Origin of the sequence: Streptomyces reniochalinae (genome assembly GCF_003323735.1) — a bacterium.
GTDB lineage: Bacteria > Actinomycetota > Actinomycetes > Streptomycetales > Streptomycetaceae > Streptomyces > Streptomyces reniochalinae.
This window is the reverse complement of the sequence record NZ_QOIM01000036.1, coordinates 153,266-171,541: the sequence shown is the minus strand read 5'-3', so window position 1 is coordinate 171,541 and position 18,276 is coordinate 153,266. Positions and strand designations below refer to the sequence as shown.

The 18,276-nt window shown below is 70.1% G+C and carries 17 protein-coding genes and 1 pseudogene; 3 read left to right on the top strand and 15 right to left on the bottom strand.

Translation table 11 applies throughout. The features are described from left to right. Positions 1 to 373: 373 nt before the first annotated feature. Positions 374 to 955, top strand: a complete 582-nt coding sequence (locus DQ392_RS16955; RefSeq protein ID WP_114016458.1) for a hypothetical protein — start codon at positions 374 to 376, stop codon at positions 953 to 955. After that, positions 952 to 1,134 carry a hypothetical protein gene (locus DQ392_RS16950; protein ID WP_114016457.1) on the top strand — a complete coding sequence of 61 codons (183 nt, stop codon included), beginning with the start codon at positions 952 to 954 and terminating at the stop codon, positions 1,132 to 1,134. The genes DQ392_RS16955 and DQ392_RS16950 overlap by 4 nt, the downstream gene beginning before the upstream one ends. A 37-nt stretch (positions 1,135 to 1,171) precedes the next feature. Here DQ392_RS16950 and DQ392_RS16945 read toward each other — a convergent pair whose 3' ends face one another. The 13 genes from DQ392_RS16945 to DQ392_RS16885 form a co-directional block, all read right to left on the bottom strand. Continuing rightward, positions 1,172 to 2,383: a hydroxymethylglutaryl-CoA synthase gene (locus tag DQ392_RS16945; protein ID WP_114016456.1), complete on the bottom strand. Its 1,212-nt coding sequence runs from the start codon at positions 2,381 to 2,383 to the stop codon at positions 1,172 to 1,174. A 4-nt stretch (positions 2,384 to 2,387) separates the two neighbouring features. Beyond that, a complete protein-coding gene (locus tag DQ392_RS16940) occupies positions 2,388 to 3,446 on the bottom strand; it encodes a hydroxymethylglutaryl-CoA reductase (RefSeq protein WP_114016455.1) in 1,059 nt (352 codons plus the stop codon). After that, entirely contained in the window at positions 3,443 to 4,534 is a 1,092-nt protein-coding gene (gene fni, locus DQ392_RS16935) for a type 2 isopentenyl-diphosphate Delta-isomerase (RefSeq protein ID WP_114016454.1), read from the bottom strand. The genes DQ392_RS16940 and fni overlap by 4 nt, the downstream gene beginning before the upstream one ends. After that, a complete protein-coding gene (locus tag DQ392_RS16930; protein WP_114016453.1) occupies positions 4,531 to 5,646 on the bottom strand; it encodes a phosphomevalonate kinase in 1,116 nt (371 codons plus the stop codon). Before DQ392_RS16930 ends, fni begins: the two co-directional genes overlap by 4 nt. After that, positions 5,646 to 6,698 carry a diphosphomevalonate decarboxylase gene (gene mvaD / locus DQ392_RS16925; protein WP_114016452.1) on the bottom strand — a complete coding sequence of 351 codons (1,053 nt, stop codon included), beginning with the start codon at positions 6,696 to 6,698 and terminating at the stop codon, positions 5,646 to 5,648. Before mvaD ends, DQ392_RS16930 begins: the two co-directional genes overlap by 1 nt. Beyond that, positions 6,695 to 7,696 carry a mevalonate kinase gene (mvk, locus tag DQ392_RS16920; RefSeq protein WP_245981572.1) on the bottom strand — a complete coding sequence of 334 codons (1,002 nt, stop codon included), beginning with the start codon at positions 7,694 to 7,696 and terminating at the stop codon, positions 6,695 to 6,697. The genes mvaD and mvk overlap by 4 nt, the downstream gene beginning before the upstream one ends. A 118-nt stretch (positions 7,697 to 7,814) precedes the next feature. Further along, entirely contained in the window at positions 7,815 to 9,053 is a 1,239-nt protein-coding gene (locus tag DQ392_RS16915) for a cytochrome P450 (RefSeq protein ID WP_181856459.1), read from the bottom strand. Between the two features lie 327 nt (positions 9,054 to 9,380). Next, on the bottom strand, positions 9,381 to 10,301 hold the full coding sequence (locus tag DQ392_RS16910; RefSeq protein WP_245981570.1) for an aromatic prenyltransferase: 921 nt from the start codon (positions 10,299 to 10,301) through the stop codon (positions 9,381 to 9,383). A 54-nt stretch (positions 10,302 to 10,355) separates the two neighbouring features. Beyond that, positions 10,356 to 11,942 carry a class I adenylate-forming enzyme family protein gene (locus DQ392_RS16905; RefSeq protein ID WP_114016450.1) on the bottom strand — a complete coding sequence of 529 codons (1,587 nt, stop codon included), beginning with the start codon at positions 11,940 to 11,942 and terminating at the stop codon, positions 10,356 to 10,358. A 175-nt stretch (positions 11,943 to 12,117) separates the two neighbouring features. Further along, positions 12,118 to 13,113 carry a class I SAM-dependent methyltransferase gene (locus DQ392_RS16900; RefSeq protein WP_114016449.1) on the bottom strand — a complete coding sequence of 332 codons (996 nt, stop codon included), beginning with the start codon at positions 13,111 to 13,113 and terminating at the stop codon, positions 12,118 to 12,120. After that, entirely contained in the window at positions 13,110 to 14,267 is a 1,158-nt protein-coding gene (locus tag DQ392_RS16895; RefSeq protein ID WP_114016599.1) for a DegT/DnrJ/EryC1/StrS family aminotransferase, read from the bottom strand. The genes DQ392_RS16900 and DQ392_RS16895 overlap by 4 nt, the downstream gene beginning before the upstream one ends. Before the next feature lie 5 nt (positions 14,268 to 14,272). Beyond that, positions 14,273 to 14,842, bottom strand: a complete 570-nt coding sequence (locus tag DQ392_RS16890; RefSeq protein ID WP_114016448.1) for a cupin domain-containing protein — start codon at positions 14,840 to 14,842, stop codon at positions 14,273 to 14,275. A 31-nt stretch (positions 14,843 to 14,873) separates the two neighbouring features. After that, positions 14,874 to 15,944: a type III polyketide synthase gene (locus DQ392_RS16885; RefSeq protein ID WP_181856458.1), complete on the bottom strand. Its 1,071-nt coding sequence runs from the start codon at positions 15,942 to 15,944 to the stop codon at positions 14,874 to 14,876. 701 nt (positions 15,945 to 16,645) lie between these two features. Here DQ392_RS16885 and DQ392_RS16880 point away from each other — a divergent pair. Continuing rightward, positions 16,646 to 17,275 carry a hypothetical protein gene (locus DQ392_RS16880; protein ID WP_114016447.1) on the top strand — a complete coding sequence of 210 codons (630 nt, stop codon included), beginning with the start codon at positions 16,646 to 16,648 and terminating at the stop codon, positions 17,273 to 17,275. A 159-nt stretch (positions 17,276 to 17,434) separates the two neighbouring features. Here DQ392_RS16880 and DQ392_RS16875 read toward each other — a convergent pair. Next, positions 17,435 to 17,821: pseudogene (locus tag DQ392_RS16875) on the bottom strand (VOC family protein). Continuing rightward, positions 17,818 to 18,111 carry an ArsR/SmtB family transcription factor gene (locus DQ392_RS16870; RefSeq protein WP_114016446.1) on the bottom strand — a complete coding sequence of 98 codons (294 nt, stop codon included), beginning with the start codon at positions 18,109 to 18,111 and terminating at the stop codon, positions 17,818 to 17,820. The pseudogene DQ392_RS16875 and the gene DQ392_RS16870 overlap by 4 nt, the downstream one beginning before the upstream one ends. Positions 18,112 to 18,276: the final 165 nt, after the last annotated feature.

Genomic DNA, 18,276 nt, shown 5'->3' with positions numbered 1-18,276 from the left:
CTTGCCCGCTCGGTGGAAACCTTCCTGGCGTCCGGGTCGGAATCGAACGGGCAGCGCCGAGGGCACGGAAAACCCACGGCGGGCCTCGTCCACCGGGAAAGAGCCCGGGAGAAAGGCCACGGGGAGAGGCCACGGGGAAAGGGTCCACAGCGAAGGGGCCGCAGAGAAAGGGCCGCAGGCCACCGCGCCGTGTTCGGATCTTTGACGGCGATCTCACGCATTCCTCAACGAGCCGACGGCTCGACCACGTCCGCGCCCTTCGCACGGGCGCGTTCACCGTCCTTTGCGGCGGTCGCCGGGCAAGCCACTTCAGAATGGAGATCGAATGGAGTTCCACGCCTGCCCCAGGACTCCGCAACGGGGGTCCGGAGAGGTGACAGAAACCCTCCTCGGCGCCTCGCGTGTCCGGCAGCTGGAGGACAACCTGCGCGCGCTTCCCGGCCTCTACCAGGAGAGCCTGCACCACGTCGCGCCGATCTCCAGACGGACACACCACACCCGCGTGTCCGGGAGCCGGAGCACGGAACGGCTGAACATGTCCGCGCTCGACGCCCGGCACAACATTCTCGCGGTTCTCGAGTCGTGGAGCTCCTTCGTCGTCGACGGACTCGGCCAGGCCGCCCCGACGCGCTCGGTCCCCGACCTGACGCGTTTCCTTTTGCGGAACGCGGAATGGCTCACCGAGCAGCCGCCGGCACCTGATTTCGCGGACGAGATCGACGGTCTGCGAAGGGAGTTGCTGCGGACCATCGACCCGGAACGCGGCGAGCCGCGTGCGCCCGTCTGGGAATGCGTGGTGGCCGACTGCGCCGGAAAGATCTCCGCGCCCTCCCAGTCAGTCGGCACCACGGGCGCGACGAGAATCCGGTGCTCGTCGGGACACGCCTGGGACATGCACGAGTGGATCACCCTCCGGCCGCTCGTGGAGCGCCGGCGGAAGGCCGTCGGGACATGAACAGACCGCCGCGCCACCGGCTGGTGCCCACCAACGTGGCCGCACTCGCCGCGGGGGTGTCCGAGGCGACGATCCGCAAGTGGGTGAGTCGCGGACAGCTCACCCGCTACGGCACACCGGGCCGGTCCGAGTTCGACATCGACGAACTCACGCGGATCGCCCTGCGGCGCCGGCGTTAGACACAGCACATCGTGGCCGTCCCAGGACACGCGCGGGTCAGCGGGGGATCTGCGAGTGCCGGGGCGGCCTTTGCGCGCGGGTCTCGTAGACGCGCTTGTGGCCGCGGATCCCCGCCAGCCTGAAGGGACCCGTGGTCTCAGCCGGGGTGCGGTGCTCCTCGCCGTCGGTCGGGAAGGAGCGCTCGTGCAGCGCGCGGTAGCGGGCGTGGTCGACCGGCTCGCGCCGGTCGATCGCCGCACGGTGCGCCGCGGTCCGCAGGTGGGCGCGGTAGCCGGGCACGACGGTGCCGGCGAAGAACTCGGCGACGCTGCCGGAGCCGTAGCTGAGCAGCCCGACGGCCTGGCCGCTCAGGTCGTCCGCCTGGTCGAGCAGCGCGGCGAGAGCCAGGTACACCGAGGCGGTGTAGCTGTTGCCGATGACGTTGTTGTAGGCCGTGGTCAGGCCGAGGTCGCGGGCGACCCGGTCCTCGTCGACTCCGTGCCCGCAGTGGTTGAGCAGGTGCCGGTGGGCCTTGTAGGCCATCTTCGTGAACGGCTGGTGGTAGCAGAACGCGGTGAACTCCTCGAGTGGGCGCCCGCCTTGCTCCGTGTAGTCCTTCCAGCAGCCCTCCGCAGCCAGGAGGTACGCGGTGATGGACTCCTGCCCGTCGACCAGGGCGGCCTCGCGGTAGTTCGGCCGCCAGAAGTCCATGACGTCGGCGGTGAACACGCCGGACGGCTCCTCGATGCGCACCAGTGCGGGCTCCGCGCCGACCAGCATGGCCACCGCGGCGGCTCCCTGGGTGGCCTCGCCCGGGCTGTCCAGCTCGTACTTGGAGACGTCGGCGGCCACCACGAGGACGCGCTGCGCCGGGTCGCGGCGCACCAGGCCGATGGCGAACTGCAGGGCGGCCGTCGCCCCGTAGCAGGCCTGCTTGAGTTCGACGACCCGGGTGGCCGAACCCATGCCGAGCAGCGAGTGGACGTAGATACCGGCCGACTTCGCCTGGTCGATCGAGGACTCCGTGGCGAAGATGACCGTCCGGATGTTCTCGCTGCCGTGCCGTTCGAGGAGAGGCGCCGCGGCGGCCGCGCCCATGGTCACGATGTCCTCGTCGGCGGCGGGCACGCTCATCGACCGCTGGCCGATGCCTTTGTGGTACTTGGCGACGTCGGTGCCGTTGTGCTGGGCGAGGGCCGTGTGTGCCAGGACGTATTCTGTCGTCGCGAACGACAGGTCGTGGATGCCTATGGGTGACGTGTCGGCCATTTCTCTAGACACCTGCCTTCGCACTCGTCTCGTTCCGCTCCAGGTGGACGTGGGCCCGCATCAGCTCGCCCGGGTTGGTCTGGGCCGCGAGGAGGGAGAGTTCTCCGCACAGCACCGTGGCCGCCGCCAGGACGGCGAGTCGGCGCGCGTTCTCGCCGGCGTCGCGCTCGGCCCGGCAGCCGAGCCTCGCCAGGTTCGTCTCCACGAAGTCGAGTCCCTTGCCGTTGCCGACGGAGCCGACGATCAGGTTGGGCAGGGTGCAGGCGAAGTAGAGGTCCCCGTCCCGGTCCTCGGCCATGACGACGCCCTGGGAGCCCTCGACGATGTTGGCCGCGTCCTGTCCCGTGGCCAGGTAGAACCCGAGCAGCATGTTGGCGAAGTGGGCGTTGGCCGAGCGGATTCCGCCCGCGAGCAGGGTTCCGAGCATGTTCTTGCGGACGTTCAGCAAGGCGATCCCCGCGGCCGTCGTGTGCAGGACGTTGGCGACCACGTCGCGCGGCACGAGCAGCTCGGTGACCACGTTCTTGCCGCGGCCGAGGATGCCGTTGACCGCGGTCGCCTTCTTGTCCGTGCAGTAGTTCCCGGAGATCGACCCGTAGGAGATGTCCGGGATCGTCTTCAGCAGGTGTTCGAGCAACACGTCGGAGGCGAGCGTCGCCATGTTGTGCCCCGAGGCGTCGCCTGTGGTGAACTCGAAGCGGACGAACAGCAGGTTGGCGTTGATCTCGTGGCGTACGCCGATCAGCTCCGCGAACCGGCTACAGGTGCGCACCACCTCGCGCAGCTCGCCGAGGCGCGCGTCGATGGTCCGGGCGGCCGTCAGCGCGGCCTGCGCGTCCACGGCCTCCACGAGGACCGAGCGGGTCATCCGCTCGTCGACGAGGGTGGCGACGATGCCCCGCTCGGAGAGCATGGAGACTTTCGCGCCCCGGCCCACGGAGGGCCACAGCGGCGACTCGTAGGTGGCGAGGGGGACCTGTGTCTCGGTGGTGGCCACGTTTCCCGAGATGCGCACGGGTCCCACCCAGCGCATCGGAACACCGGCGATCGCGTGGTCGGTCATCGTGTGTTTCCCGTCATGTCGTTGGGGAAGTCGAGGTTGCCGGACCTGCGGGCGAACGGCCCGGGGTCGATCCCCCGGTCGGCGCAGAAGCCACGCAGCTCGCCGGTGATCAGCAGGTCGCAGTGCGTCAGTTCGGCGGGGGTGCGCGCGCCGAGCATGGTCAGGAGTGCGGTCAGTTGGTCGAGCCATACCGCTATGCGCTCGACCAGCGCCGACACCCCCTCGTCCAGGAGCGTGCGCAGGAACGTGCCGGAGGCGCCGACGCCGGACGCGCCGAGCGCCAGTGCACGGGCGACGTCGAGAGGATGGCGCACACCCCCGGAGGCGAGCACGGGCAGCGGAGCGTCCTGCGCGTCCAGCAGGCAGGCGGCTGTGGACTGTCCCCAGCCGGTGAGGTAGGCGTAGTCGCCGAGCCGGCGCCGGCCGTTCTCGATCCGCGCGAAGTCGGTGCCGCCCCGGCCTCCGAGGTCGGCGATCCGCACGCCGAGGCCCTCCAGCAGGCGGACGGTCTCGCGGCTCAGCCCGAAGCCGACCTCCTTGACGATCACGGGGACGTCGACGCCGGCCGCGATCCTGCCGATCTGCGGAGCCCAGGACGAGAACGACCTGTCGCCTTCCGGCATCACCGTTTCCTGCACGGTGTTGATGTGGATCTGCAGGGCGTCCGCCTGGATGAGGTCGACGGCCCTGCGCGCCTTGTCGACGGAGGCCGTCGCGTTGACGTTGGCGATGACGAAGCCGTCCGGGTTCTCCTTGCGCAGCACGCTGAAGGTCTCGGCGCAGTCCGGGTCCTTGAAGTAGGCGCTCATGGACCCCGAAGCGAGGGCCACGCCGGTCTCGCGGGCGGCGATGGCCAGGTCCCGGTTGATGCGGCCGGTGCGCTCGCTGCCGCCGGTCATCGCGTTGATGTACAGCGGCGCCTGCCACGAGATGCCGGCGAAGGCGGTCGCCAGGCTGACGTCGGGCCGGTCGAGGCCGGCCAGCGCGTGGTGCACGAACGCGACTTCGTCGAACTGGTTGCGTCCGCTGTGCTGCTGCTGTTGCTCGACAGCCAGCCGGACGTGGTCGTCCTTGCGTTGAGCGATCATCCCTCGTTCCCTTCCGCGGCGGGACGGACCGGCAAGGGCACCACCCCGGCCGAAGCCCACCTCTCGCGCAATCGAGCCAACTGTCGCGGGGCACCGGCGTCCAGCAGGGCGATGCCGCAGTCCCCGCCGCCCGCCCCTGAGGGCTTTGCCGCGCCTCCGACGGCTTCGGCGGCCTCGCACAGCGCCGTCAGCCGGGGTGTGAAGACGCCCAGGGCGACCTCGTCGTCCAGTCGGGCCAGCTCCCTCCGGGCCCGCCTGACCTGTTCCAGCAACTCCTGGCTTGCGCCGGCCTCCAGTGCCGCGATCGCCGCGCGCACGCAGTCGGTGGTGGCGCTGATGAATCTTCTGTGCGCTGCGGTGCCGCGCCAGGCTCGCCGGTGCAGATCGGAGACCAGGGAGGTGGTGGAGGCCGGGTCGCCGGTCCAGCCAACCGCCAGCGCGAGACCCGCCGGAGCGGGCAGGCGACGCGCCGCGAACCCGGGCCAGGGTGTGCTCAGCGCCTCCGCGAGGCCGCGGCTGCGGGCGAGCTCCAGCGCGGCGGCCCGGTCCGGCGCCCGGTAGGCGAGCCAGCCGCCCCAGGTGCTGGCGGCGATATCGCCGCCTGAGCCCTTGGGGTCGATCTCGGCGGTGGCGAGCAGAGCCAGCCGGAACCGTTCCTCGTCGGTCGGTGTGAGACCGCGGTACGCGGCGACGGCTGCCACGGTCGCCACGGTCACGGCACCGCTCGACCCCAGTCCGTACTTGGTGCCGTCCTCGTGCAGGCCGCTGTCGACCGACACGCTGAGGGCCGGGGCAAGCGATCCGCGTCCGGCCGGCAGCGCGGCGACCGTCTCGATCGCGGAGATCACGTGCGCGAGGCCCGCGCGCGCACCCTGCGCGTCGCCGGTGCCGCGCGGGCTGAGGCGGCCGTCCCGCCACTGCCATCGCGTACCGCGCGGCCCCAGGTCGGAGGAGATCTCGACGCCCGCCTCGTCGCGGCCGGTCACGGTGACGGTGACGTAGCGGTCGACCGCGACGAGAATCGCCGGGTTGCCCGGCTCGACCACCGCGTACTCCCCCGCGACGAACAGCTTGCCGGGTGCGCGTCTCACGACGGTTCGCCGGCGGGTCATCAACCGCTCCCGGGCAGCAGGCGGGCGCCGGGGCCCGCCTTGGCGACCAGCACCGATCCTGAGGGCGCAGCGTCCCGCACGGCCTCGGCGACCCGTTCGGCGTCCGCACGGCGGCACAGCACCTTGACGTTGGGGCCGGCGTCCATGGTGGCGTAGGCCGGAACGCCGTCCTCCCGCAGCCGGAGCACGCGGTCGAGGACGGTGAGCGTGGCCGGCGACAGGTAGCGCACGGCCGGCCGCGCCGCGAGCATGGTCGCGTGCATGCCGAGCGCGTTGCGCTCGGTGATCTCCCCGACCGTCTCGAAGTCGCCCGCGAGCAGCGCGGCGCGCATCAGGCGCAGGTCGTCCCCGCTGGAGACGGCCCACGGTTCGTACAGCGGAGAGGTCTCGACGGTGCGTCGCATGGCCGCTCGGCTTGGGATGGTCTTCGGGCCCGCGTCGACCACGGCGATGACCAGGGCGGGGTCGATGTCGCTCACGGGAACGGGCTCGGCGTAGGAGCTGAGATCGGCCTGTAGAGCGGTGCCGGAGTCCGTGCCGGCGTGCCACACCGCGAACCCGCCGAAGAGGGAGCGTGCCGCCGACCCCGAGCCGCGCCGGGCCAGCCGTGACAGGGCGGTGGCGTCCAGGCCGAGCCCGTACGCGGCAGCGGCGGCGACGGCGAGGGCGGCGAATCCGCTCGCCGACGAGGCGAGGCCCGCCCCGGTGGGGACGGTGTTCTCACTGGCCACGACGGCCTTGGACGCGAGCCCTGCCCGCTTTCGCACCAGGTTCAAGAAGGCGACGACGCGGCGCAGCGCCTCGCCTTCGGCGGGCCGGCCGTTCAGTGTCACCTCGTCGTGACCGGCCTCGGGGTCGAGGTGCACGCGGGTGGTCGTCGGAAAGAGGTCCAGCGTCATCGACAGGCTGTCGGCACGAGGCAGGATCAGGTGCTCGTCCCGCTTGCCCCAGTACTTGATCAGCGCGATGTTCGGATGCGCGACGGCGGTGGCCCGCCCGCCACTGCCCCGCTCCGTCGCGTGGCCGAGGGTTGCCGGATAGTCAGCGCTCATTCTCGAAAGGACCCTCTCAGCGGCACGGCCCAGGTCCGCACGGCGCCCGCCGCTCGGAGCCGTTGTTCGACCTCGTCGGCCTGCTCGGGTGTGGTCAGTGCGATGACGCAGCCGCCCAGGCCGCCGCCGGTGATCTTGGCTCCGAGGCTGCCCGCGGTGAGCGCGGCGCCGACGAGGCCGTCGATGCCTTCGGTACTCAGCCCGGCCGCCCGGAGCACCTCGTGGTAGTCCGTCAGCCGCGTACCGAGCTGCTCCGCCCTGCCCTCCGCCAAGGCGTGCCTGGCCTCTTCGGTCAGCAGCGCGGCACGGCGGAGGAACTCCTCTTTCGCTCCGGGGTGCCGCTGGAACCCCTCACGCAGCTGCTCGACTGCGGCCTTGGTGCGGCCCACGACGCCGCTGTCCGCGACGACGAAGACGCCCCGGCAGCCGACGCTCAGCTCCCGGACCTCGCCCTCGCGGAACAGCAGCGGGGCCCACGCGCCGACGGCCCGCGCGTCCACGCCGCTGGAGCGACCGTGCGCCACGTTCTCGGCCGTCTGCACCAGGTCGAACGTCTCGTCCTCCGTGACCTGGCGGCCCTGAAGGTCCGCGAGCGCGAGGACGAGAGCGCGTGCGCAGGCCGCGCTGGAGCCGAGCCCCCGCCCGTGCGGGATGGCGCAGTCGAGGGTCACGTCGAGGTGCGCGCCGTCCTCCGTCCGCGGGGTCGGCGAGAACTGACGGACCAGCCGGCGGAGGCCGTCGGATGCCTGCGCCGCCACCGGCCGCGACAGTGGCCCCGTCACCGTGAAGGACACGTCACCGGGCCCTTCCGTCCTCCGGCTGGACCAGCGGGCACTCGCCGTGACCGTCAGCTGCGGAAGGGGCACCGCGAGCGCCTCGGCCCCGTACACGACGGCGTGCTCCCCGAGCAGAACGGCTTTGGCGTGGGCCCGGCCGACGCCGACGGAACGAGACCGGCGGCCCTGCGACACCCCGTCGGGCGAGATCGGCAGAGTCAAGGACACTCAGCTCCCTGTTCGTGTCTGCGGTGACACCGCGTCGTCCAGCGGTCCGGCGGCGCGGCTGCCGCGCGCGGTCGAGTGCGTGCGACTGCGGCAGCGCGCGAGGGGCCGCCGCTCACCGCGGCTGGGGGATCAGGAGAAGGCGCCGGGGATGCAGTGTGGTCTCCGGCGCGGTGCGCACCTGACGGCCGGGTTCGGTGCCCAGCTTCCACTCCTGCGTCACCACGTCGAGGATGATCTCGAGCTCCTGCCAGGCGAACAACTCCCCGATGCATCCCTTCGATCCGATACCGAAGGGGATGAAGGAGGCTTCGACGTTGCTGGGGTGGATCGAGAGCCACCGGTCGGGGTCGAACCGGTGCGGGTCCGGATAGCTCACGGGGTCCCGGTGCATCAGATAGGAGCTGAACACCACGTTCGTGCCCGCGGGCAGGTCGTGGTCGCCGAGCGTCACGTCGGACAGGGCCTTCCGGCACGAGATCCATACCGGTGGGTAGAGCCGCAGGACCTCCATCAGGAACCTCAGGGTGTAGGACGGCGCGCCATGGCCGCCGTCCGTACCGCCGCTGCGCCGCTGCACCAGGTCCTTGAGGAGTCTTTCCTCGGCCAACGGGTCCCTGGAGAGCACGTGCAGGGCCCACGACATGACGGATGCAGTGGTGACCGTGGCGGAGGTCAGCATCATGACCGCCTCGTCACACACCTCCTCCGCCGTGAGAAGGCGGTTGCCCTGCTCGTCGGAGTCCGCCAGGAGCGCCGAGAGGTAGCCGCCGGCGGGGTCGGGAGAGTCGGGGAGGCCGGCGACGCAGGCCGCGAGCAGCTCCCGGAACTCCTGGCGGGCGCGGGACAGCTGCCGGTTCGCACCCGGCCGCGCGGCCCGGGCCGCTGCCGCTTTCCCGTACAGCGGCTTCCTGATCATCTCCCAGGCCAGCCGGGTGAGACGCTCGCTCAGCGCCTTCGTCGTCTCGGGCGCCATTCCCGGGATGAGTGTGCCCACAGCGATCGCGCAGGCGACCCGGCACATCTCCGACTGGATGTCCACGGCGTCGCCGGCGCGCCAACAGGACGCGGCCTCACGCACGACGTCACGCATGTAAGGCAGATATCCGTCGACCGCACTCGACCGCAGGTAGGGGTTGGCCAGGCGCCGGTAGTGCCGGTGCATGGCCTCGTCCTGAGAGAGCATCCCCACTCTGCTGAGGTTTCTGGCCTTCCGGAAGAGTTCGCCCTTCCCGAATTTCTTGCTCTCGCTCACCAGTATTCGACGGACCAGGACCGGGTCCCTGACGAACACGGCGTCGACGCCGTCCACGGTCAGGCGGCGGAGCCGCCGTCCCCGCAGAAGGCTCTCCATGCGGCTGAACTGGAAATCGGGGCTGTCGTGTGCGCCCCGTCCTTCCCGGCTGTCGATCGTGCCCCGGTCTTCCGGGCGTAAGGTTGCCGTATGCGTCCGACTCGTCATTGCACACCTCTCGTACACAATTGCGCGCGCGTTCCGGAAAACTGGGCTTGAACCGGCTTGGGACCTGTTGCGCCGCTGCGGCAGAGGCCGCGCGCGGGCACGGCGCGGCCGCGGGACGACTCGGACTCCGAGCGCCTTGCGCTCGCCGCGTGGGCAGCACACGACAGGGGCCCCGCGGCGGGCGGGGCCCCTGTCAGCCGCGTGAAACCGCGGGTTGTGTTACGCGGATTCCTTGTCGCGAGCGGCGATGTACGCGGCGTTCAGCCGGCTGACGGAGCGCCAGCGGTAGTACGACTGGAGTTTGTAGTACTCCTCGCCCGTGGACGTGACGGCGGCATAGACCATCTTGGGGTCGTCGACACCGTAGGGGACGCTCTTCACGAAGTGCTCGATCTTGGTTCCCAGCCGGGCGAAGAACGCCATGGGGTCCTCCGTCTTCGCGCCGTAGGACATCCGCTGGATCTCCGAGGAGTCCCAGTTGTGGGTGGTGTACAGGCCGAACGACCTCTCGCAGAAGTTGAACATCTGCTCACTCGGGCTCGGCAGTCCCAGCTCCCGGTGCATCTCCAGCACGGTGTCCGCCTCGAAACACCGGGCGGGCGCCGCGAGGTAGGCGTTCATCGTCCGGCCGCGGTAGTCGATCCCGATCACGTCCACCTTCTCGGCCAGGCCGTAACGGGTGAAGAAATCGATGTTGTCTGCCAGGCTCCGCGGCATCGACGCGAGCGAGGTGAGCCGGGCCAACGTCTCCTGCTCGCCTTCGGGGAAGTACACCCAGATCTTCTTGAACCCGGTGGTGACCCCGAAGTCGATGCCGAAGCTGTCGATGGGGCAGAGCCGCTGGATGTCGGAGAGCAGCTCACCGATCGGGTGGTCCGTCTCCTCCAGCAGGCCCTTCGAGAGGGCCACAGCGTACGGATCGACCTCCTTGGGAAGGGTGAAGCGAGCGTCGAAATCCCCTTCGTGCTGCGCGTTGGTGGCCACCCTGAAGGCGATCACGGCATCGGCGAGTTCGTCCTCGAACGCGGTCAGAATGGGCCACACGACGTCGCGTGAAGCGGTCACGTCGATCAGCCCCGCTGACTCCTCGATGGCGGAGTAGACACTCGCCACATCGGCATCGGCTGTACCCGGCATCATGACTCCAAAGGTGCGTCGCTGTTCCTGTTTGCGTTGCTCACGTGGCCGCGCAGCTCACGCCTGGTCCATGGGCCTGTTCTTGAGCCGGTCGGCCAGCGAGCGACGCCGTACCTTGAGGGTGCCGGTGCGCGGCAGCTCGGCCTCGGGGATCTGCACCGGGTCGGCCAGCTGGGGGAAGTCGGCGACGGCCGCGCGCCAGCGGTCCAGGTCGAGCGGCTCGTCGCCGTGGGTGCACAGCACCGGGACGGCTTCGGAGTCCGGGCCGTGGACCACGACCAGTTCGCTCAGCTCCGTCAGCTTGTCGAGCACCACGTCCTCGACCTCCAGGGAGCTGGCGACCCCGGGGACCATGTCGACCTCGCGGTCGAGCATGTGCAGGCAGCCGAACCTGGTGAAGTAGCCGACGTCTCCGGTGGCCCACCAGTCGCCGTCGCGGTTGCTGTCGTAGCGCTCCTGCTCGCCGAAGTACGTCTTGGCCAGGGCGGGCCAGGAGACCTGGATGTGGCCGGGGCTCTCCTTCGTGGGCCGCTTTCCCCCGCGGTTGACGACGCGCACCTTCGCGGAGCCCACCGGCATCTGCCAGCCGACGCAGCGGCCGTTGGCCTTGTGCGCGGAGTGGCGGAAGTAGGCACGCCCCACAGCGGGTCCGACCTCGCTCTGCCCGTAGATCTGGAAGAAGAGGGCGCCACGGCGCTCGGACGAGGTGAGCAGCCGGCCCATCGTCCTGGGGTGGATCGCGTCGAAGGTGCTGCTGAAGTACTTCACCGACGCGAAGGGCTTGCGGGGGTCCTCGGTCAGCTCCTCCCACGCCATCAGCGAATTGGGCAGCGCCTCGACGAGCCCGGGCCGGTTCTCGAGGAACAGCTCGGCGACCGTGCCGGGGTCCGACTCGTTCATCAGCAGCACCGGCATCTCCTTCAGGAGGGCCAGCGCCATCGCCGCGACGTTCCGTGAGTGCACGAAGGGGATGTGGATCGCGACGTTCTCCCGTTTGCGCATGAGGGAGAGCAGCCGCCACTGCGGTTTGAGCCGGAGCCCCTGGGTGCGGGGCGTGTGCACGACCAGCTTGGGCACCCCGGTGGTGCCGGAGGTGTGGGTGATCACCGCGGCCTCATCGAGGGGGCGCACCACCGGCTTGACCCGCGGGGACCCGGCGAGCGTGGCCAGCGAGACGGTCTGCGGCCGTTCACCGGCCACGACGATCACCTGCCGGGTCAGCTGAGCCAGCGGCAGTTCCGCGAGCGCGTCCAGCTTGTGCCCGTCGGTGAGCAGGTCGGGCTTCTCGATTCTCTCGAGCAGAGCGCCCACGGTCGCCGCGTCCAGGTTGGGCGAGAGCAGCACGGGCACCGCGCCGATCCGGGACGCGGCGCAGGCCAGCATCCACACGTCGGCGTTGGCCTTCTTGTGGAGCACGAGGTGCGCGTCGGGCCGCACACCGGCGGCCCACAGGCGGGCCGCCAGGTCATCGACCAGCTCGGCGAGCCTGGAGGCCGTCAGACGCCTGCCCGCCTCGGGAAGAACGTCCAGGTCGTGGTCGAGGGTGAGCGGTGTCGTCCCGTTGACAGCCGCGGCCATGGCCGGCAGCAGGCCGATGTGAAGACCGCGCTTCTGTATCGATTGATAGGCCACAGAGCCGTTCATCGGACTGTCTCCCTTGCAGTGACGATGGACATGGGGGGCTGTCACCGGATCGCGGTGCGGTACCGGGCCGCCTGCGGTGCGCGTCATGGGCTGTGGTGCGCGTCACGGGCGGTTGTGGTGCGTCATGGCGCGGTCGCGGTGGGTGCCATGGCGCGGTCGCTGGTGGGCTCCCCGCTTACCGTGCGATGACGAGGGTGGCGGGCGGCGCCGCGTGGAACGAGACGTCCCTGAAGCCGGCCTTGAGGAGCCAGTCGCGGTAGTCGGACCGCCGCCAGGTGCCGCCACGGTTGCTCTTGACCAGCATTTCCGCGGCGAACATCAGCGGGAAAGCGGGACCGCTGCGGTCGTCGTCGACGACGTAGTCGCAGACCACCAGGGCGCCGCCGGGCTTGAGCGCGCCCCGAAGGCGCGCGAAGACCTCGACGTTGTCTTCCGGGCCCTCCTGGTGGGCGATGTGGGAGTACAGCGCGATGTCGTACTCACCGGTGCCGAAGTCGGTCGTGTGGAAGTCACCGGCGACAGTGGTGAACCGGTCGGCCACCCCGCGCTCCGCCAGCAGCCGGCGCGCGATCCCGTTGATCCGCTCCCAGTCGATCTGGGTGGAGCGGGCAGCCGGGTTGGCTTCCAGCAGGACGGACGAGTACACGCCCGACCCACCGCCCACGTCGAGGACGGAGAGCGGGCCGGCCGAGGCCACCTCCAGCACCTCGGCGGCCATCGTCGCGGTGGGGACCGACTGCGCGGCCAGAGCCGTGACGAGCTCCTCCCAGTGCGGGTTGTCGGCCACCTCGGTCACCGCGTCGTGCACCGGCCCCCCGGCACGGACCACCTCAGGCAGTGCGGTCAGGCCGCTCATGTGCTTCAGCTTCAGCTTGGCGAAGCCGCTCAGAGAGGTGGGTGTGCCGTCGACCAGATAGGCGGACGCCTCGGGCGTGTTCCGGTACCGGCCCCCGTGCACCTCGACCAGACCCACGCTGACGAGGCCGTCGAGGAGGGTCTGCGCGCCGCGCTCGGCGATCCCGGCACGGTCGGCCAGTTCCGTGGCCGTGCCCGCGCCGTTCTCCAGGTGGGTGAAGAGCGAGTGGCCGGCCGCGGCGCCGATCACGCCGGTGGCCCAGTAACCGTTGATCAGCCGCAGTACGCCGTCCGGTGCCGGCTGGTTGTCCGTCATGCTGTCCTCCCCGGAGTCCTGGTGGGCACCGCATGGGTGCGGACCGCGCCGCGCAGCGCCTCCACGACCCGTTCGACCTGGCTCGCGCCGAGTTCCGCGTGCATCGGTATGGCGAGGTGGCGCTCGAAGAGTTCCGCCGAGACCGGACACTTGTGCTTCGACTCGAAGACGGGCTGCACGTGGGTGGCGAAGGTGCCGTGCCCGCAGCCGATGCCCTTGGCGCGCAGCTCGGTCGCCACGGCCGCGCGGTCCACGGTGGGATCCAGCGTCACCATGTACGTCTGCCAGGCGTGGGTGCGGTCCTCCGGCACGTAGGGCACCGTCAGCAGCTCCTCGCCGGCCAGCAGTTCGGCGTACTGCGCGGCCACCGCGTCCCGGCGCGCGCGCAGTTCACCGACCCGGTCGAGCTGCACCTGGAGGATGGCCGCGGCGATGTCGGACAGCTTGTAGTTGTGGCCGATGCGGGTGAACTCCGGGATGGGCAGGCCGACGACCTCACCCATGTCGAAGATGCTGCCGATACCGAAGGACGCGCGCAGCCGCGCATCAGCCCCGATCTTCGGGTCGGCGGCCAGGAGCGCGCCGCCCTCGCCGCTGCTGGCGCCCTTGCGCCCGTGGAAGGACAGGACGCCCACTTCGGCGAGTGCGCCCGCCTCGCGTCCCTGATACGTCGCGCCGACGGCGCAGGCCGCGTCCTCGATGAGGAACAGGCCGTGGCGGTCGGCTATCGCCTGTAGTTCCACGTAGTCGGCGGGGATACCGACGGTGTCCACCGCGATCACGCCGACGGTCCGCGGGGTGATCAGGTCGGCCACCGCCCGCGGATCGATGGTCCCGGTGTCGGCGCGCACGTCGGCGCAGACGGGAACGGCGTCGAGGTAGCGGACGGCGTGGGCCGGTGCGGGAAAACCGTAGTCGGCGACGATCACCTCGTCACCCGGTTCGACCCCGAGGGCGAGCAGGGACACGTGCAGCGCGGCGCCGGCGTTGCACAGCGCGACGGCGTCACCGACCGCGTACCTGTCCACCAGCTGGGCCTCCAGGGCCTTGCCCCGCGGCCCCTGCCCGGCCGGCCAGCCGGAGGCGAAGACCTCGGCGACGGCCGCGAGTTCCCTCTCCCCCAGGCTCGCGTGGACCAGCTGAATCGGTTGCATCACGGTCACCTCCCGCTCCGCTCCGCGTCACTTCCGTCGCCGGTGTCACCGGCGGCCGAGGGAGGCTCGTAGCGCAGCGGCGTGATCTGCCTGACGTCGTACCGCTGACGCATCGCCTCCACCTCAGCGGGGTCCACCGCCGTACCGCGCGACCAGATCTCGGCGATCTCCTCGAAGTAGGTCTCGTGCTCCGGCGAGGGGAAGCTCTGGAAGAGCATCTTGGTCGGCTTGTCGGTGGCGTTGCGGAACGCGTGCGGGGTGCCGGAAGGCACGAACATGCAACTGCCCTCGCCGGCGCGGACGACGCGGTCGCCCTTCGGGGACTCCCAGTGGTGCCAGGTGTCCGCCGTGCGCTCGGTCGGCTCGAAGCACAGCAGGTCCAGTTCGCCCTCCAGGACGTAGAAGAACTCCTGCGCGTTCTCGTGGACGTGCGCCCCGACGTCGAAGCCGGGCGGGACGATCACCTCGAAGATCGACACGGAGGATCCCATCTCTCCGGTGGCCTTGAAGGTCACCTCCTGCGCCGGGGTGATGAGCTTGCGCCCGGCTCCGGCCGGGATGATGAGGTCGGTCATGTGCTCCGCTTCCTTGTATGCGCGCGTGCGGTCAGGCGAAGGTCTGCGGGACGCCGTCGGCCGCCCAGGTGCCGAGCGCCATCTCAGCGGTGATGCCGGGGCCGAAGCCCGCGATCAGTCCGGTCGCGCCGGCCGCCTGAGCGTCCTCCTCGAACAGCCTGCGGCCGGCCTCCAGTACGACGGCGCTGGCGATGTTGCCGTACTCGTTCAGGGTCGACCAGCTGTGCCGGAAGACCTCGCGGTCGACTTCGAGGAACTTCGCGAGGTCGTCGAGGATGCGCGGCCCACCGGCGTGGATGAGGTAGAAGTCGAGCTTGCCGACGTCCCAGCTGTGGTCCTTGGCCATCTCGCGCAGGACCGGGGCGAGCGGTTCCATCGTGCCGGGCACACGGCGGTCCAGCTGGAAGTGGAAGCCGGTGTCCTTGACCGCGTAGGAGATCCAGTCCTCGGTGCCCGGGATGAGGTAGGAGGCGTTGCGTTCCAGGTCGATACCGACGCCCCCCTCCCCCCGTACGACGGCGGCCGCGACGGCGTCGCCGAACAGGCCGTCCGAGAGCAGCGATCCGATGTCGTCCGCGTCCGGCTGGTAGCACAGCGAGCACAGTTCGCAGGAGACGACCAGGACGTTGCTGCCCGGGTGGGCGGCGCAGAAGTCGTGCGCGCGGTTGATCGCCGCGCCACCGGCCGCGCACCCCAGTTGGGCGATGGGTATCTGGCGGGTGTCGGACCGGAAGCCCAGGGTGTTGATCAGCCATGCGGTGAGCGACGGCATCATGAAGCCCGTGCACGACACATAGATGATCGCGTCGACGTCCCGGGCCCTCAGCTCGGCGTTGGCCAGGGCCTGTTCGATGACCCGGGGTGTGCGCTTCTTGGACTCGACCTCGTAGACGCGGTTGCGTTCCTCGAAGCCCGGGTGGCGGAGCGTCTTCTCGATGGGCTGGACGATGTGCCGTTTCCTGACTCCGGTGTTCCGGATCAGACGGAGCGCCAGTGCAAGCTGTGGCTTGCCCGCATGGGCTCTCTCGGCGAAGTCCAGCGTCTCTTCCACTGTGATCACGTGTTCAGGCGCGTTCATCGCCGGCTTGCATAACCTCGGCATATCCGGGATCCACTTCCTCAGGGTCTCTGGTGAAGGGCAGGGAGGCATTGCGCTGGTCGCAGAGCGTTTCGCCCGCCGTCTTGGGCACGTGGTGCTGAGGGACGGCCGCGTCGGAGGTCCTGACATGCCCGCCGTGTGGAGGCGGGCAGGCCGACAGCCTCCACGCAGGCAGACCTCCAGGTAGGCCCACCAGACCGACGGGCCGGCTTGGTGGGCCCTGGTCGGCCCGACAGCGGGAGGAAGCGTTCGTGGCAACGCCCGGCCCGACAGAGAACGTCGGCGGGGACTTGCGCCTGCCCTTCGGGGGAAGGGACTTCAACTGCTCGTACGGTGCAGCCGACTGCTGGGGATCACAGGCACTCGCTTCGCCGGCAAAGACCGGCGGCCGAGGGGCGATCCACTGCCTCGCGGCTGTTTTCGGGCAGGGAAGGCGTGCGGAAATCGTGACACGCCGGATGCGCCGACGACAAGAGCACCCTTGAGTGACTCAGGTCACATGACGGTTCGCCCCATGAAGCCGTGGGCGCGGGGTAGAGGCGCACCGCGCACGGCTGGACCTGCGCGGGCGGACATGACCTGGACATGAAACCGTTTCGTCGTTCAGCCCGTTTGCATGTCCGGTGTGGTGTCTCGGCCGAAGAGGCTTCGGGGGCGCACCGCCGCATACGAAGCACATGACGCACAGGAAAAGGATTGCCGAGATGAAGGCAGACAGTTACCGGAAGAGGCCCGTCGGTTGGATAGCCGGCGCCGCGCTGGCGGCGATGGTCCTGGGCGTCACCGGGTGTTCGAGCGACTCGGACTCCGGTGAGAAGAAGCCTGCTGCGGACAGTTCGTCAGCCGACCGGCCCACGGAGGGGAAGAAGGACGATTCGTCGACGCCGCCTCCCTCGAACACCCGTCAGTCCTCGGCGGAGGGGGCCGTCGCCGCGTGGGTCACAGCGATCGTCAAGGGGCAGCCGAAGAAGGCTTGCCTGGTGATGGCGGAGCCGGCCTCCGGCTCCTCACCCGCTCAGGTCGGCTCCCCGTCGAGGTGCGACAGCGACGACCCCAAGGTGCGCAAGATGCGGGAGAACCTCGGAAGGTTCCGCGCGTCGTTCTCGCCCAAGCCGCCGCCGAGCGACCCCCAGGTGGAGGTCGCCAAGACCCCGGCCACCGGTGGCAAGGCGGTGGTCCCCGCTGACAAGGTCACCATCGACGGAAAGCCTCTCGACAAGGTGATCCTGTCCAACTCGTCCGGCGTGAAAGCAGGGCAGCTGGACGTCAAGATGACGTCCTCCAAGATCGACGATGCCTGGTATGTGACCGACTTCGCTCTCGACCTGGGCTAACACCTCGATCTCGGCCGGCGCTGTGGCAGGCAACCGTGCCGATGGCCTCGGCCCCCGGCGCGCCTCCGCCCCCCCGGGGGTGTCGGGGCCTCGGCAAGGTCTGGCCGTCGGGAGCGGTGCCGTTGGCCCTCTTCGGGTGAACGGCTGGGCGCGCGGAACTCACGTGCTGTGCACGATCTGGACCAGGTTGCCGACGGTGTCGTCCAGGACCGCCGTGGTGACCCCGCCCCTCTCCAGCGGCTCCTGGGTGAAGCGCACGCCGAGCCCGCGCAGCCGCTCGCACTCCGCTCGTACGTCGTCCACGGCGAAGGACGCGGCGGGGATGCCGTCTTGGACCAGCGCCGACTTGTACGGCTGGACCGCGGGGTGGCCGGACGGTTCGAGCAGCAGCTCGGTCCCGTCGGGGTCCTCCGGCGAGACCACCGTCAGCTACCGGTCGGAACCCATCGGAACGTCGTGCTTCGTCACGAAACCCAGCACCTCGGTGTAGAAGCGCAGGGCCTGCTCCTGGCCATCGACGAAGACGCTGGTGAGGTGAATCTTCATGGGTGCTCTCCGGGTGCATCGGGCCTGAGCCATCGGGTGACGATGCACTCAAGGGGTTCGGTGTTCAGGTCGTGGAACTTGTAGCGGCCCTGCCGCCGCGGGTGGACCAGGCCCGCGGATTCCAGTACGGCCAGATGCTGGCTGATCGCCTGGCGGGACAGCCCGAGACCGTGTTTGGTCACCAACCGTGCGCAGATCTCGAACAGGGTCTGGCCGTCCCGCTCCGTCAGCTCGTCAAGGATGTGCCGACGGGTGGGGTCGGCCAGCGCCTTGAAGACATCATCCGCCATGCCCCACACGATAGGCAAGTTACGACTTGCCTATCAATCGACGGCGGAAGCGGCGGCCGGAGCGCTCGCCATGCGGACCACCGGGTGCGTGTGGGCGTCACCGGCTAAGGGGGTGACGCCCACGGTGCGCGGGCCCCGCGAGCCGCACGGAAGGTGGTTCTGGGT

Excerpts from the sequence above, each read along its gene's own strand:
- DQ392_RS16950 (WP_114016457.1), top strand. The coding sequence starts at position 952 with ATGAACAGACCGCCGCGCCACCGGCTGGTGCCCACCAACGTGGCCGCA.
- DQ392_RS16945 (WP_114016456.1), bottom strand. The coding sequence starts at position 2,383 with ATGGCCGACACGTCACCCATAGGCATCCACGACCTGTCGTTCGCGACG.
- DQ392_RS16940 (WP_114016455.1), bottom strand. The coding sequence starts at position 3,446 with ATGACCGACCACGCGATCGCCGGTGTTCCGATGCGCTGGGTGGGACCC.
- fni (WP_114016454.1), bottom strand. The coding sequence starts at position 4,534 with ATGATCGCTCAACGCAAGGACGACCACGTCCGGCTGGCTGTCGAGCAA.
- DQ392_RS16930 (WP_114016453.1), bottom strand. The coding sequence starts at position 5,646 with ATGACCCGCCGGCGAACCGTCGTGAGACGCGCACCCGGCAAGCTGTTC.
- mvaD (WP_114016452.1), bottom strand. The coding sequence starts at position 6,698 with ATGAGCGCTGACTATCCGGCAACCCTCGGCCACGCGACGGAGCGGGGC.
- DQ392_RS16915 (WP_181856459.1), bottom strand. The coding sequence starts at position 9,053 with ATGGAGAGCCTTCTGCGGGGACGGCGGCTCCGCCGCCTGACCGTGGAC.
- DQ392_RS16910 (WP_245981570.1), bottom strand. The coding sequence starts at position 10,301 with ATGATGCCGGGTACAGCCGATGCCGATGTGGCGAGTGTCTACTCCGCC.
- DQ392_RS16905 (WP_114016450.1), bottom strand. The coding sequence starts at position 11,942 with ATGAACGGCTCTGTGGCCTATCAATCGATACAGAAGCGCGGTCTTCAC.
- DQ392_RS16900 (WP_114016449.1), bottom strand. The coding sequence starts at position 13,113 with ATGACGGACAACCAGCCGGCACCGGACGGCGTACTGCGGCTGATCAAC.
- DQ392_RS16895 (WP_114016599.1), bottom strand. The coding sequence starts at position 14,267 with ATGCAACCGATTCAGCTGGTCCACGCGAGCCTGGGGGAGAGGGAACTC.
- DQ392_RS16890 (WP_114016448.1), bottom strand. The coding sequence starts at position 14,842 with ATGACCGACCTCATCATCCCGGCCGGAGCCGGGCGCAAGCTCATCACC.
- DQ392_RS16885 (WP_181856458.1), bottom strand. The coding sequence starts at position 15,944 with ATGCCGAGGTTATGCAAGCCGGCGATGAACGCGCCTGAACACGTGATC.
- DQ392_RS16880 (WP_114016447.1), top strand. The coding sequence starts at position 16,646 with ATGAAGGCAGACAGTTACCGGAAGAGGCCCGTCGGTTGGATAGCCGGC.
- DQ392_RS16870 (WP_114016446.1), bottom strand. The coding sequence starts at position 18,111 with ATGGCGGATGATGTCTTCAAGGCGCTGGCCGACCCCACCCGTCGGCAC.